14 protein-coding genes, 1 rRNA gene and 1 other annotated feature are annotated in these 14,044 nt (G+C 45.8%); all 15 genes read left to right on the top strand.

The window, feature by feature from the left end:
• Positions 1-86 (top strand): 5S ribosomal RNA (rrf, locus tag D2910_RS15250); the annotation flags it as partial.
• 128 nt (positions 87-214) lie between these two features.
• The gene (locus tag D2910_RS15245; protein ID WP_084242217.1) at positions 215-460 is read left to right on the top strand and encodes a hypothetical protein; all 246 of its coding nucleotides are present in this window, start codon (positions 215-217) and stop codon (positions 458-460) included.
• Between the two features lie 146 nt (positions 461-606).
• Complete coding sequence (locus tag D2910_RS15240; protein ID WP_084242216.1) at positions 607-1,074, top strand: CtsR family transcriptional regulator; 468 nt, start codon at positions 607-609, stop codon at positions 1,072-1,074.
• Between the two features lie 14 nt (positions 1,075-1,088).
• Positions 1,089-1,622: a UvrB/UvrC motif-containing protein gene (locus D2910_RS15235; protein ID WP_117314091.1), complete on the top strand. Its 534-nt coding sequence runs from the start codon at positions 1,089-1,091 to the stop codon at positions 1,620-1,622.
• Positions 1,612-2,712 (top strand): protein-arginine kinase McsB, encoded by a 1,101-nt coding sequence (locus tag D2910_RS15230; RefSeq protein WP_101801671.1) that lies wholly within the window; start codon positions 1,612-1,614, stop codon positions 2,710-2,712. The genes D2910_RS15235 and D2910_RS15230 overlap by 11 nt, the downstream gene beginning before the upstream one ends.
• Positions 2,709-5,147, top strand: a complete 2,439-nt coding sequence (locus D2910_RS15225; protein ID WP_101801670.1) for an ATP-dependent Clp protease ATP-binding subunit — start codon at positions 2,709-2,711, stop codon at positions 5,145-5,147. The genes D2910_RS15230 and D2910_RS15225 overlap by 4 nt, the downstream gene beginning before the upstream one ends.
• A 66-nt stretch (positions 5,148-5,213) precedes the next feature.
• On the top strand, positions 5,214-6,590 hold the full coding sequence (gene radA / locus D2910_RS15220; protein WP_117314090.1) for a DNA repair protein RadA: 1,377 nt from the start codon (positions 5,214-5,216) through the stop codon (positions 6,588-6,590).
• A gap of 94 nt (positions 6,591-6,684) precedes the next feature.
• On the top strand, positions 6,685-7,782 hold the full coding sequence (locus D2910_RS15215; RefSeq protein ID WP_117314089.1) for a PIN/TRAM domain-containing protein: 1,098 nt from the start codon (positions 6,685-6,687) through the stop codon (positions 7,780-7,782).
• 21 nt (positions 7,783-7,803) lie between these two features.
• Positions 7,804-8,499, top strand: coding sequence for a 2-C-methyl-D-erythritol 4-phosphate cytidylyltransferase (gene ispD, locus D2910_RS15210; RefSeq protein ID WP_084242210.1), 696 nt, complete (start codon positions 7,804-7,806; stop codon positions 8,497-8,499).
• Complete coding sequence (gene ispF / locus D2910_RS15205) at positions 8,496-8,978, top strand: 2-C-methyl-D-erythritol 2,4-cyclodiphosphate synthase (RefSeq protein ID WP_117314088.1); 483 nt, start codon at positions 8,496-8,498, stop codon at positions 8,976-8,978. Before ispD ends, ispF begins: the two co-directional genes overlap by 4 nt.
• A gap of 58 nt (positions 8,979-9,036) precedes the next feature.
• Positions 9,037-10,500, top strand: coding sequence for a glutamate--tRNA ligase (gene gltX, locus D2910_RS15200; RefSeq protein ID WP_117314087.1), 1,464 nt, complete (start codon positions 9,037-9,039; stop codon positions 10,498-10,500).
• A 42-nt stretch (positions 10,501-10,542) separates the two neighbouring features.
• Positions 10,543-10,758, top strand: a binding site (T-box leader).
• 51 nt (positions 10,759-10,809) lie between these two features.
• Positions 10,810-11,472 carry a serine O-acetyltransferase gene (gene cysE, locus D2910_RS15195; protein WP_117314086.1) on the top strand — a complete coding sequence of 221 codons (663 nt, stop codon included), beginning with the start codon at positions 10,810-10,812 and terminating at the stop codon, positions 11,470-11,472.
• Entirely contained in the window at positions 11,469-12,869 is a 1,401-nt protein-coding gene (cysS, locus tag D2910_RS15190) for a cysteine--tRNA ligase (RefSeq protein WP_117314085.1), read from the top strand. The genes cysE and cysS overlap by 4 nt, the downstream gene beginning before the upstream one ends.
• Positions 12,870-12,873: 4 nt before the next feature.
• Positions 12,874-13,293: a Mini-ribonuclease 3 gene (locus tag D2910_RS15185; RefSeq protein ID WP_276310425.1), complete on the top strand. Its 420-nt coding sequence runs from the start codon at positions 12,874-12,876 to the stop codon at positions 13,291-13,293.
• Entirely contained in the window at positions 13,290-14,042 is a 753-nt protein-coding gene (rlmB, locus tag D2910_RS15180; RefSeq protein ID WP_101801664.1) for a 23S rRNA (guanosine(2251)-2'-O)-methyltransferase RlmB, read from the top strand. Before D2910_RS15185 ends, rlmB begins: the two co-directional genes overlap by 4 nt.
• The last annotated feature ends 2 nt before the right edge of the window (positions 14,043-14,044 follow it).

Raw genomic sequence — 14,044 nt, 5'->3', positions numbered from 1 at the left:
TTCCCATCCCGAACACGGCAGTTAAGCTCTTTTGCGCCGATGGTAGTTGGGGGATCTCCCCCTGTGAGAGTAGGACGCCGCTGGGCACAGAAAGAAAGGTCGTTACCGCGCAAGCGGTAGCGGCCTTTTTTTATGGAGAAATTTTTCTAGTGTTTGAACATGATTAAAGATTAAAAAGCTTAAGAATGGGAAAATTAATATAGAGGTGGTAAAAATGAAAGCTGGAATATATAAAGTAGAAACTATTGATAAAAGGACAGTACTACTAACGCCAGTAGAAGAAGGAAAAGAACAATATACCTTTCCTCTGAATGAATTTACCCACGATGTTACGCCAGGAGATATTGTGAAAATATGGCTAGAAGGAACGCAATGGAAAACTATGTATCTTGAAGATGAAACGAAATCTATTAAGAGCCACTTAAAAGATTTTAAAAAGAGAATATTTGATGAAGAGTAATTAGTATACCCGGAATATATATTTCCGGGTTTTTTTATAACTTACTCAGTACTTACTATTTGAATTCTATAAAAAACTTACGTTATAATTAAGTCAAATATAGTCAAAGTCAATTATAGATTAATGGCAGTAAAGGGGTGAATGCGGTGCGGAACATTTCTGACGTAATTGAAGGGTATTTAAAGCAAGTTATCGAATTAAGCGAAAGAGAACATATTGAAATTAAAAGAAGCGAAATAGCTGAAAAATTTCAATGTGTCCCTTCCCAAATTAATTATGTAATCAATACAAGATTTACTCCGGAGAGAGGTTATATAGTTGAAAGTAAAAGAGGTGGCGGAGGCTATATTCGTATAAAACGTATACGCCTTCACCAAAAATCCGATTTAATAAACGGAGTAATTCAACATCTAGAGAATGGTGCTACTCAAAGTATGGCGGAAGATATTGTTTTTCGTCTATTAGACGAAGATATTATAACTAAGCGGGAAGCAAAGATGATTTTAAGTGCTATCGACCGCTCAACACTTTTACTTGGGTTGCCTTTGAGAGATGAAGTGAGAGCCCGTATATTAATAGCCATGCTATTTACGATCCAATTTCAGTCGAATTAATGAGGGGTGGTACGATGATTTGCAATCAATGCGGGGAACGTCCTGCTTCTGTATTAGTTAAACAGAAAAGAAATGGCCAACTTACAGAGAGGCATTTGTGTCATGTATGTGCAGCTGAGAACCATAACTTGAACTTAGCTTTTGAACAAGATCCATTAGCTATTCACCAATTACTTTCAAATTGGTTTCCGGTCCAATCTCCAACGGTCAGTCCAGTACAAAAAGAAATTTCCGTATGTCCCTCTTGCGGATTCACATTTAACAATTTTTTGAAACTAGGTAAATTTGGTTGTGCCACTTGTTATGAAACGTTTGAATCGAATTTAGAGGAAATTTTTAAACGTCTGCATAATGGAAACAAGGAGCATACTGGGAAAATTCCAGCCTCCTATGGCAGCACATTAAAAATAAAAAAAGAAATTGAAGAGTTAAGAAAACAATTAAAGAATTCAATTGAAGCAGAAGAATTTGAAGAGGCAGCAAAGTTACGAGATCAGATACGAGAGTTGAACAAAGAGCTCGAAGGGAGTGCTAATCGTGGCGATTGATCGTTTTTTAGAGCCAAAAGCGAGCAGTTGGATGGCTAATGAAGGAGAAAATACGGATATAGCCATGAGTACAAGAATAAGATTAGCGCGAAATCTTAGTGAGTTTAAATTTCCTTATGCTTTTACAGAAGATGAAGCTTTAAAAGTTGATAAGGCAATCTCTTCTGTTTTATTGGATAAAGGTAAGGACTTGGACCAAGAATTCACTCATATCGATATTCATGAAGTTTCTTCCTTACACAGGGAATTACTGGTGGAGAAACATTTAATCAGTCCTCATCTCGCGTCAGGTGTGCATTCAGGATCGGTGATGCTTTCAAAAAATGAAGAACTCAGTATCATGATAAACGAAGAAGATCATTTGCGTATTCAAAGTCTACAAGCAGGTTTCCATTTACAAGAAGCTTATAAAATAGCGAATCAGTTGGATTCCTTGCTGGAGGAAAATCTGCAATACGCATTTCATGAGAAGTTTGGCTATTTGACCAGTTGTCCCACTAATACAGGAACTGGCATGCGGGCTTCAGTGATGCTCCATTTACCTGCTTTGACTATGTCCCAACAGATAACACGTATTATTCCGGCTATTTCGCGCTTAGGAATGGTTGTGAGGGGTATCTATGGAGAAGGAAGCGAAGCTTTGGGAAACGTTTACCAAATTTCGAACCAGTTGACACTAGGTAAGTCTGAATATGAGATACTTCAGGATTTACAGAATATGACTGAGCAGATTATTGAACAGGAGCGACGGGCCAGAGAAGCGATTTTAAGTAATTCTCCATTAAAACTCGAAGACCGTATTTACCGCTCGCTCGGTGTTCTTACGTATTCGAGGTTGTTGACGACTGAAGAAGCGGCTAAATGCCTTTCTGATGTTCGGTTAGGGATAGACTTGAAGTTAATAGAAAAAATTGATATGTCTATCTTAAATGAGCTGATGGTTTTTATGCAGCCAGCTTTTCTGCAGCATTACTCAGACAGACCGTTGTCACCCAACGAACGTGACATCGCCAGGGCTAAGCTTTTCAGGGAACGTTTGAAAGAGGAATACAAAATTAACGGAGATAAAGAAGGAGAGGATTCTATATGATGTTCAACAGATTTACGCAAAGAGCACAGAAGGTTCTTCAACTGGCTCAAGAAGAAGCAATTCGCATGAAACATGAATCCATTGGAACAGAACATATTTTACTTGGTTTAATTCGTGAAGGCGGCGGTATTGCAGCCAAAGCTTTAGAAGCGATTGAAGTGAATACGCAATTGATCGAAGAAGGTGTTACAGAACTTGTGGGCATCGGCGAAAAAGATGTCGGTCCGATTGTGCATTATACACCGAGAGCGAAAAAAGTTATCGAACTGTCAGTCGATGAATCCAGAAAACTGGGTCATTCCTATATTGGCACAGAGCATTTGCTGTTGGCCCTTATCCGTGAAGGTGAAGGCGTAGCTGCACGTGTACTTGGCAATGCTGGCGTGAGCTTGAATAAAGCCCGTCAACAAGTATTGCAGTTGCTCGGCAGCAACGAGCAGGCTTCTACAGGTAGCAGCCCGAACGCATCAGCCAATACACCGACTTTGGATGGCCTGGCACGTGATTTGACGCAAGTCGCGCGCGAAGGTAGTTTAGATCCGGTAATTGGCAGAAGCGATGAGATTACACGTGTGATTGAAGTGTTGAGCCGCCGTACGAAGAATAACCCAGTGTTGATCGGGGAGCCGGGGGTTGGTAAAACAGCCATCGCAGAAGGTTTAGCCCAACAGATCGTAAACAATGAAATCCCTGAAACGCTGCGCGATAAACGCGTAATGGTTCTTGATATGGGTACAGTCGTCGCCGGAACAAAATACCGCGGTGAGTTTGAAGACCGTCTGAAAAAGGTTATGGATGAAATTCGTCAGGCAGGTAATGTTATTCTGTTTATCGATGAACTTCATACATTAATTGGTGCAGGCGGAGCAGAAGGTGCGATTGATGCTTCGAATATCCTTAAACCAGCATTGGCAAGAGGCGAACTTCAATGTATCGGTGCTACGACATTGGACGAGTATCGCAAGTATATTGAAAAAGATGCAGCACTAGAACGGCGCTTCCAGCCAATTCAAGTGGATGAGCCTTCAGTAGAAGAATCCATCCAAATCATCAAAGGTCTGCGTGATCGTTATGAAGCGCACCATCGTGTGAAAATCACGGATGAGGCAATTGATGCAGCAGCGAAAATGTCCGACCGTTATATTTCTGACCGCTTCCTTCCAGACAAAGCGATTGATTTGATTGATGAAGCGGGTTCTAAAGTAAGACTTCGCTCATATACTACTCCACCGGATCTTAAAGAGATGGAAACGAAACTTGAAGCTGCGCGTTCTGAAAAGAATGAAGCGGTACAGAGCCAGGAATTTGAAAAAGCGGCTTCTCTCCGTGATGCAGAACAGAAATTAAAAGATCAGCTGGATAAAACGAAAAAAGAATGGAAAGAAAAACAAGGTAAAGAAGAGTCTGAAGTGACTGTCGAAGATATTGCGAAAGTTGTATCCATGTGGACAGGCATTCCTGTATCGAAACTGGCTCAGACTGAATCTGATAAACTATTGAATTTGGAAGAAATTCTTCATGGACGTGTTATTGGCCAAAACGAAGCAGTCACTTCCATTTCAAAAGCAATCAGACGTGCTCGTGCAGGGTTGAAAGATCCTAAACGTCCAATCGGCTCATTTATCTTCCTTGGCCCTACAGGGGTAGGTAAGACAGAATTGGCGCGTGCATTGGCTGAATCGATGTTCGGAGATGAAGATGCAATGATCCGTATTGACATGTCCGAGTACATGGAAAGACACTCGACTTCACGTCTGGTCGGTTCGCCTCCAGGTTATGTCGGTTATGATGAAGGTGGCCAACTGACTGAGAAAGTCCGCAGAAAACCATATTCCGTCATTCTGCTCGATGAAATCGAAAAAGCGCACCCGGATGTATTCAACATCCTTTTGCAAGTGCTTGAAGATGGCCGTTTAACAGATTCGAAAGGTCGTCGTGTCGATTTCCGGAATACAGTCATCATTATGACTTCAAACGTCGGAGCAGAAGAATTGAAATACAATAAATACGTCGGCTTCAATTTAGAAGACGCAAAAACGGATTACAAAGACATGAAATCGAAAATGCTTGCGGAATTGAAGAAAGCGTTCCGTCCTGAGTTCCTTAACCGGATTGATGACATGATCGTATTCCATTCCCTTGAAAAAGAGAATTTGCGCGAAATCGTGACATTGATGACAAAACAACTAGCTGAACGTCTGCAGGAGCAGGATATTAATCTTGAGCTGACAGATGCCGCTTTGGATAAGATCGCTAAAGAAGGATATGATCCGGAGTACGGTGCCCGTCCTCTTCGCCGGTCACTACAGAAGCATGTGGAAGACCGCTTGTCTGAGGAACTTTTGAAAGGCACAGCCTTAGCAGGACAACGTATCATCTTCGATGTAGAGAATGATGAATTTGTGGTCCGTACGAAAGAACCTGTGAAGAAATAAGCAATAAGATATTCCGCTCGCCGGAGATTTCTCTGGCGAGCGGTTTTTCATTAGAAGGAGGAGCACATGGCAAAGAAGAAATCGAAATTCGTATGCCAGTCTTGTGGATATGAATCGGCAAAATGGATGGGGAAATGTCCGAATTGCGGAGAATGGAATCAAATGACGGAAGAAATTGAAATAGCTGTTCCGAAAGGGACGAGAAATGCTTTTCAGCATACCGCTGTAGCCCCTCAGAAAGCGACACCGATCAATTCGATTGAAACAAAGGAAGAGCCGCGGGTTACCACTGAGCTTAGTGAATTGAACCGTGTGCTTGGCGGGGGGATTGTGCCCGGCTCGCTTGTACTGATCGGCGGAGATCCCGGTATCGGAAAATCGACGTTATTGCTGCAGGTGTCAGCGATGCTTGCCAATAGCGGCAGCAAAGTGCTTTATATTTCCGGTGAAGAATCTATCCGCCAAACTAAATTGCGGGCAGAGCGCCTCGACGCCTCTTCATCCGATTTATATATTTACGCAGAGACCAATCTTGAGTTGATCAACCATACAATTGAAGAAGTGAATCCGGATTTTGTGATCGTCGATTCGATTCAGACGGTCCATCATCCTGAAGTGACATCGGCTCCCGGCAGTGTTACGCAAGTCCGCGAAAGTACGGCAGAGTTGATGCGCATCGCCAAAACGAAGAATATTGCCATTTTCCTTGTAGGACATGTGACGAAGGAAGGGCAGATAGCCGGCCCGAGAATTCTCGAACATATGGTGGATACCGTCCTTTATTTTGAAGGGGAGCGCCACCATACCTACCGGATTTTACGCAGTGTCAAAAACCGTTTTGGTTCAACGAATGAAATCGCGATTTTTGAAATGCTGCAAAGCGGTTTAAAAGAAGTTTTGAATCCATCGGAATTATTTCTTCAAGAACGTTCCAGCGGAGCGGCCGGTTCGACAGTCGTCGCTTCTATGGAAGGTACCCGCCCAATTCTGGTGGAGATTCAGGCACTCGTTACACCATCCAGTTTCAATTATCCGAAACGGATGGCGACAGGCCTTGATCAAAATAGAGTTTCACTGTTGATGGCCGTACTGGAAAAGCGGATGGGCATGCTGCTTCAGGCACAGGACGCTTACATTAAAGTGGCGGGCGGCGTCAAATTGGATGAACCGGCCATCGATTTGGCTGTACTGGCAAGCATAGTATCCAGTTACCGTGATGTTGCACCGAACGGTTTTGACTGTATTATCGGTGAAGTTGGCCTGACCGGAGAGGTGCGCCGTGTCTCCCGGATTGAACAAAGGGTACAAGAAGCTGCTAAGCTTGGTTTTAAACGGGCAATCGTTCCGAAATCGAATATCGGCGGCTGGGATTTCCCTGAAGGCATCCGCGTAGTTGGAGTAGAAACGGTAAATGATGCATTAAAAGAAATTTTTCCACAGTAGGAGGCCATGGCCTCCTCTATTTTTTTAGCTATATAGGGTCTAAACAGCGTTTTATAAATGATATGTGTATAATTGGAATGAAGGAGGTGGAAATATGTTAAAAAGAATTATTCAGGTTTTATTTTTATTGATCGGTGCAACTGTCGGAATTATATTCTTACCTTATGTTTTTGAACTCATACCTATCGTCGACAACCCTTGGATCAATAACGCAATAGTTTCTGCACTTATAGGAGCTATCCTATTTTTCTTATTGTCATTGTTGTTTGCAGATTCATTGGTACGGTTCATGAAGTGGATGGAAGAAAAATTACTCCATGCGCCGACACCGGATCTGCTGTTCGGGACAGTGGGGCTGATTATCGGATTGATCGTAGCTTTCCTTGTCGGATTCGCATTGAGTACGATTGACATTCCGCTTGTTGCGACTGCTGCTCCAATCGTCCTGTCGGTGGTTCTCGGTTATCTAGGTTTCCAGGTCGGATTCCAGAAACGGGACGAAATGCTGAGCATGTTGACGCCATCGAAAATGGTATTGAACGCCAAGAAAAACGAAGAGGGTCAGGAACTGAAAGTATTGCCGGTGAATAAATCGGATTACAAGTTATTGGACACAAGCGTCATCATTGATGGCCGGATTGCGGATATTTCAGCGACAGGTTTCATGGAAGGCACATTTGTCGTGCCACAATTCGTGTTATCTGAACTGCAACATATTGCGGATTCATCCGATACATTGAAACGTACGAGAGGCCGCCGCGGACTCGATATCTTGAAGCGGCTGCAGAGTGAACGCGAAGGCGCCATCATGATTACGGAAGAAAGTTTTGATGAAGTGGCGGAAGTGGATTTGAAATTGATGCGCGCAGCCAAGAAAATGGGCGGCCAGGTCGTCACAAATGATTTTAATCTGAATAAAGTCTGTGAGCTGCATAATGTACCAGTGTTGAACATCAACGATTTGGCCAATGCTGTAAAACCAGTGGTTATTCCGGGTGAAGATATGCATGTCGTCGTGATTAAAGACGGCAAAGAACAAAATCAGGGCGTCGCTTACTTGGATGACGGCACGATGATTGTCATTGAAGACGGCAAGAAATACATCGGCGATGCAATCGATGTAACAGTTACAAGTGTGCTGCAAACTTCTGCCGGACGAATGATTTTTGCTAAGCCACGCGGCGCTAAATGATGGATAAAAGGATGTAAGCTCATGAACTATACAGTTGTCTTGCCTGCTGCAGGGAGCGGCAAGCGGATGAAAGCGGATAAGAACAAATTGCTGCTGGAGTTATTCGATAAACCGATATTCATCTATACACTTGAAGTTTTTCAGCGGGACCTGAACTGCGAGGCGATTTGGCTTGCGGTAAAAGAGGAAGAGCGGGAACTGATTGAGGATTTTGTGAAAGAATACGGCATTACGAAAGTGGCAGGATTTGCTGTGGGCGGTGCTGAAAGGCAGGATAGCGTCCGGGCATGTCTGGATATGATTCCCGAATGTGATGTGGTGCTCGTGCATGATGCGGCGCGCCCATTTATCGATGCCGAAGTGATATCGCGTCTCGCAGAGGAAGCGTCGGATTCCGGTGCAGCGATTGCAGGCGTTCGAGTAAAGGATACGATTAAAAAAGCGGAATCCGGTTTTATTACGGAGACGGTTGAACGGGAGAAACTGTGGATCATCCAGACGCCGCAAGCGTTTCGGTATGCATTGATAAAAGAAGCGGCGACAGAGGCTTTTGAAGCAGGATTTCTTGGCACGGATGAAGCCATGCTGGTGGAAAGGCTCGGGCATCCGGTAAAGATTGTTGAAAGCAATTATGAGAATGTGAAAATGACGACGCCGGATGATTTGATATACGGCAAAGCAATTTTAGAAAGTCGCAGACAGGAGGAACAGCAATGATTCGGATTGGACAAGGATACGATGTGCATCAATTGGTCGAAGGCAGGCCATTGATCCTAGGAGGGATTGAGATCCCTCATCATAAGGGGCTTCTGGGGCATTCGGATGCGGATGTATTGCTGCATACGATTACGGATGCAGCGCTTGGAGCGATTGGCGGCGGCGATATAGGGAAGCATTTCCCGGATACAGATCCTGAATTCAAGGATGCCGACTCCCGAAAGCTTATGACGCATATCTGGCAATATGTAAAAGAGCAAGGCTATGAACTTGGCAATGTGGATTGTACAGTGATTGCGCAAAAGCCGAAGCTGGCACCTTATATTGAGCAGTTGAGAGAATCGATCGCCGGTTTATTGGAAGCGGATATTTCGCAGGTCAATGTCAAAGCGACGACGAATGAAAAGCTTGGCTATTTGGGACGTGAAGAGGGAATCGCTGCGCTTGCTGTGATTTTATTAGTGGAACGGAAGCTTTAAACGCTTTCCTGTGAGTGATAGAATAGCAAAAGATAAAAGTTTCTTAGGAGGAAATCTAATGACACAAGAAGTACGCGTACGCTATGCGCCGAGTCCGACTGGGCATTTACATATCGGCGGAGCCCGGACAGCACTTTTCAATTATTTATATGCACGCCATCATGACGGGAAATTCATCGTCCGCATCGAAGATACGGATACAGCCCGCAATATCGAAACGGGCATCGAATCACAGCTGGATAATTTGAAATGGCTGGGCATCGAGCACGATGAGTCGGTTGATGTAGGGGGCGATTACGGTCCCTACCGCCAAATGGAACGCTTGGATATCTATAAAGGCTATGCGGATGAGATGCTTGAAAAAGGCTTGGCTTTCAAATGTTTCTGTACTGCGGAAGAGCTGGAAACAGAGCGCGAGTCGCAAAAAGCGGCCGGCATCGCTGCGCCACAATACAGCGGAACTTGCCGCAACTTGACTGCTGAAGACGTAAAAGAGCGGGAAGATGCTGGGAAATCCTATACGATCCGCGCGAAAGTGCCGGCTGACGTTACGTATAAGTTTGACGACTTGGTGCGTGGACCGATTTCATTCGAATCAAAAGATGTCGGTGATTGGGTGATGGTGAAGACAAACGGCATCCCTACGTATAATTTCGCTGTGGTCATCGATGACCATTTGATGAAGATTACGCATGTGTTCCGTGGGGAAGAGCATTTATCGAACACGCCGCGCCAGCAGATGATTTATGATGCATTCGGCTGGGAGCATCCGACTTACGGCCATATGACGCTGATCATCAATGAAGACCGCAAGAAACTGTCGAAGCGTGATGAGTCGATTATTCAATTCATCTCTCAATACAGAGAGCTGGGCTACATTCCGGAAGCGCTCTTTAATTTCTTCGCGCTGCTTGGCTGGTCGCCTGAAGGAGAAGAGGAGATTTTCTCGAAAGAAGAGTTGATCAAAATCTTTGACGCCAACCGGTTGTCGAAATCACCTTCCATGTTCGATAAGCAGAAATTGACTTGGATGAACAACCAATACATCAAACAGATGCCGCTTGAAGAAGTGGTTGAACTTGCAGTGCCGCATTTGCAGAAAGCGGGCAAATTACCGGAAACGATGGATGCGGAACAGCAGGGCTGGGCACAGCGCCTTGTTGCTTTGTACCACGACCAATTGAGTTTCGGAGCGGAAATCACGGAGCTGTCTGAACAATTCTTTACGGATGACCTTCATTACGGCGAAGAAGAAAAAGAAGTTCTGGCGGGCGAACAGGTACCGGAAGTTATGGCTTCCTTCAAAGAACAGCTGGAATCACTGGAAGCATTTGAACCTGCTGAAATTAAAGCGGCGATCAAGGCGGTGCAGAAAGCGACAGGACATAAAGGGAAAAACCTCTTCATGCCGATCCGTGTCGTGACGACTGGCCAGACGCATGGACCTGAATTGCCGGATGCGATTGCATTATTAGGGAAAGATAAGACGATTGCACGGGTAGCCCAATACGCAAGTGCATAAGATTGACTTATGGAAACAATGATGTAAAATGAATTTACTATCAGAAAATCGTTGACGAGAATAAGTACATGCAGCATGCTCTCCAGAGAAGATCACCGCCGGCTGAAAGTGATCCGGGCCGCTGCAGCATGGAAATGCCTCTCCGAGTGCTGAGTCGAATCGAGTAGACCAGACGATTCACCTGCGTTAAAGGTGCCGAGAGAAAAAGGGTGAGCCCTTTTTAATCAGAGTGGAACCGCGCAAGCATGCGTCTCTGTCAATTTATTGACAGGGGCGCTTTTTATTTTGCAGTAAAAGGAGTTGAAAGGGATGTTCAAAGCATTGAAAGAAGATGTGGATGTGGTATTCGAGCAGGATCCCGCTGCCAGAAGCTTTCTGGAAGTGATCCTCACATATTCCGGTTTGCATGCCATCTGGGCGCACCGGCTGGCACATTTCTTCTTCAAGAATAAATTGTTTTTCCTCGCGCGCGTCATTTCGCAGGTCAGCCGCTTTTTCACAGGTATCGAAATCCATCCGGGAGCGGTGATCGGCCGCCGGTTCTTTATTGACCACGGAATGGGCGTCGTCATCGGGGAAACGTGTATCATCGGCGACAATGTAACGCTTTTCCAGGGCGTCACCCTTGGAGGGACAGGGAAAGAGAACGGAAAGCGCCACCCGACACTGGAAGATAATGTACTGGTGGCAACGGGGGCCAAAGTCCTTGGATCTATAACGATAGGTGAGGGTTCGAAGGTCGGAGCCGGTTCTGTCGTGTTGAAAACGGTGCCGCCGAATTCTACAGTGGTCGGGATACCGGGGAAAGTGGTCATACAGGACGGGGTGCGGGTCAAGCAAGACCTCAACCATCAGGATATGCCAGACCCGGTTGCCGATATCTGCAATTCGATGGAAATGAAAATCGCCGAGCTCCGGCGTGAAGTGGAATTATTAAAACAAGCAAGGAAGAAAGAGGGGAATGCCGAATGACCATTCAAATCTTCAACTCATTGTCTCGAACAAAAGAACCTTTTGTGCCGCTCGAAGAGGGCAAAGTAAAAATGTATGTTTGCGGACCTACTGTCTATAATTACATCCACATCGGCAATGCACGCCCCGTCATCGTTTATGATACGGTTCGCCGTTACCTCGAGTACCGCGGGTATGATGTACACTATATTTCGAACTTCACGGATGTCGACGATAAATTGATCAAGGCAGCCAATGAACTCGGGGAGACTGTTCCGGAAATTGCTGAACGATTCATCAAAGCCTACTTTGATAATACGCAAGCGCTTGGCTGTGCAAAAGCTGATGCGCATCCGCGTGTGACCGAGCATATGGAGCAGATCATCGAATTTATCGAAGCGTTGATTGAGAAAGGCTTTGCTTATGAATCACAGGGGGATGTTTATTACCGCACCCGTAAATTCGAAGGCTACGGCAAGCTGTCGCATCAATCGGTTGATGAACTGAAAGTCGGGGCACGCATCGAAACCGGCGACAAAAAAGAAGATGAACTGGACTTTGTGTTATGGAAAGCGGCCAAGCCGAATGAAATCTCATGGGACAGCCCATGGGGCGAAGGGCGTCCGGGCTGGCACATCGAGTGCTCGGTGATGGCGCGCGAACATTTGGGAGATACAATCGATATCCACGCAGGCGGCCAGGATCTGACATTCCCGCACCATGAAAATGAAATTGCGCAGTCGGAAGCTTATACTGGAAAACCGTTTGCCCGTTACTGGATGCATAATGGCTATATCAATATCGATAATGAAAAAATGTCGAAGTCATTGAATAACTTCGTGTTGGTGAATGATATCTTAAAGGAAATGGATCCGCAGGTTCTTCGTTTCTTCATGCTGTCGGTGCATTACCGCCATCCGATCAATTATTCGCAGCAATTGGTGGAGGATGCAGTGGCTGGACTGGAACGTCTGCGCACTTCCTATTCGAATTTGAAGCATCGCTTGAGCGTGTCCGCTGAGCTTGGCGACCATTCCGATATCTGGCTGGCAAAAATCGAAGAAATCAAAAAAGAATTCATTGAAACGATGGATGACGATTTCAACACGGCGCATGGCATTTCAAAGCTGTTCGATCTGTCCCGTCTGGCAAATACGTACCTCTTGGAAAAACAGACTTCTTCCGAAGTGATGGAAACATTCCTGTCGGTGTTTGATGAATTGGCGGGTGTCCTCGGGCTGCCGTTCAAACAGGAGGAAGAGTTACTGGATGCTGAAGTCGAGGCTTTATTGGCAGAGCGGATCGAAGCACGCAAAAACCGTGACTTTGCCCGTGCCGATGAAATCCGTGATTTGTTCAAGGAAAAGAATATCATCCTGGAAGATACGGCCCAAGGCACACGTTGGAAGAGGGGGTAAGGGCTTGGAAGGATTACGCAATCAGGATGTCGATCAATTGAACGCCCTTGCACTCGCCTATATGGGAGATGCAGTTTATGAGCAGGCTGTGCGCGAGCATTTGCTGCGCTCGGGCCGGGTGAAACCGAATACGCTGCACCGGATGTCGACGACTTTTGTTTCTGCAAAAGCGCAGGCGGTCGTGCTGAAGCGCCTGACGGAAGAAGAATTTCTGTCAGAACAGGAACTGGCAGTCATGCGCCGCGGCCGCAACGCCAAGTCCGGTTCAGTGCCGAGAAACACCGACGTCCAGACTTATAATTTCAGTACGGCTTTTGAAGCTGTGCTGGGTTGGAATTATTTAAAAGGCCATACGGAGCGGGTAAGCGAAATCATTGCGTATGCCATCAATATAATAGAAGAGCTGAGAGGAGTGATCAAATGACGGAGGAATTGGAACCGGAAATCATTGGCGGTAAAAACCCGGTGCTTGAAGCTTTGCGGGCGGATCGGGATATCAATAAAATCTGGATTGCTGAAGGTGTCCAGAAAAAAGGGATAGCCGAACTTCTGCAATTGGCGAAAGAAAAGAAAGTCATCGTCCAGTTTGTGCCGAAGAAAAAAATCGACGGTCTGACGGATTCGAACCATCAGGGGATAGCTGCAGCGGTTGCTGCCTATAATTACGCGGAACTGGATGATTTATTCAAAGTGGCGGAGTCGCGTTCGGAAGATCCGTTCTTTCTGATTCTTGATGAACTGGAAGATCCGCATAACCTGGGATCGATCATGCGGACGGCGGATGCGGTCGGTGCCCACGGATTGATAATCCCGAAACGCCGGGCAGTCGGTTTGACGGCAGTCGTGGCGAAGGCCTCCACAGGTGCCATCGAACATATTCCGGTCGTGAGGGTCAATAATCTGTCGCAGATTGTGGATGAGCTGAAAAAGCGCAACGTCTGGATTGCCGGAACGGACGCGAAAGAATCGGTGGATTACCGGAAGATGGATGCTTCATTGCCGCTTGCGGTCATTATCGGCAGTGAAGGCAAAGGGATGAGCCGGATCCTGCGCGAGAAATGCGATTTCCTTTACCAGCTGCCGATGGTCGGCCATGTAACTTCCCTGAATGCTTCCGTAGCAGCGAGCCTGCTCATGTACGAAGTCTACCGGAAGCGCAATCCGCTGGGTTAAGC

Origin of the sequence: Planomicrobium okeanokoites, from assembly GCF_003428875.1 — a bacterium.
Classification (GTDB): Bacteria; Bacillota; Bacilli; order Bacillales_A; family Planococcaceae; genus Planococcus; species Planococcus okeanokoites.
This window is presented reverse-complemented; position numbering and strand designations above follow the sequence as displayed.

Bases quoted from the DNA above. Each gene is read 5' to 3' on its own strand.
- D2910_RS15245 (WP_084242217.1), top strand. From the start codon at position 215: ATGAAAGCTGGAATATATAAAGTAGAAACTATTGATAAAAGGACAGTA.
- D2910_RS15235 (WP_117314091.1), top strand. From the start codon at position 1,089: ATGATTTGCAATCAATGCGGGGAACGTCCTGCTTCTGTATTAGTTAAA.
- D2910_RS15225 (WP_101801670.1), top strand. From the start codon at position 2,709: ATGATGTTCAACAGATTTACGCAAAGAGCACAGAAGGTTCTTCAACTG.
- radA (WP_117314090.1), top strand. From the start codon at position 5,214: ATGGCAAAGAAGAAATCGAAATTCGTATGCCAGTCTTGTGGATATGAA.
- D2910_RS15215 (WP_117314089.1), top strand. From the start codon at position 6,685: ATGTTAAAAAGAATTATTCAGGTTTTATTTTTATTGATCGGTGCAACT.
- ispD (WP_084242210.1), top strand. From the start codon at position 7,804: ATGAACTATACAGTTGTCTTGCCTGCTGCAGGGAGCGGCAAGCGGATG.
- ispF (WP_117314088.1), top strand. From the start codon at position 8,496: ATGATTCGGATTGGACAAGGATACGATGTGCATCAATTGGTCGAAGGC.
- gltX (WP_117314087.1), top strand. From the start codon at position 9,037: ATGACACAAGAAGTACGCGTACGCTATGCGCCGAGTCCGACTGGGCAT.
- cysE (WP_117314086.1), top strand. From the start codon at position 10,810: ATGTTCAAAGCATTGAAAGAAGATGTGGATGTGGTATTCGAGCAGGAT.
- cysS (WP_117314085.1), top strand. From the start codon at position 11,469: ATGACCATTCAAATCTTCAACTCATTGTCTCGAACAAAAGAACCTTTT.
- rlmB (WP_101801664.1), top strand. From the start codon at position 13,290: ATGACGGAGGAATTGGAACCGGAAATCATTGGCGGTAAAAACCCGGTG.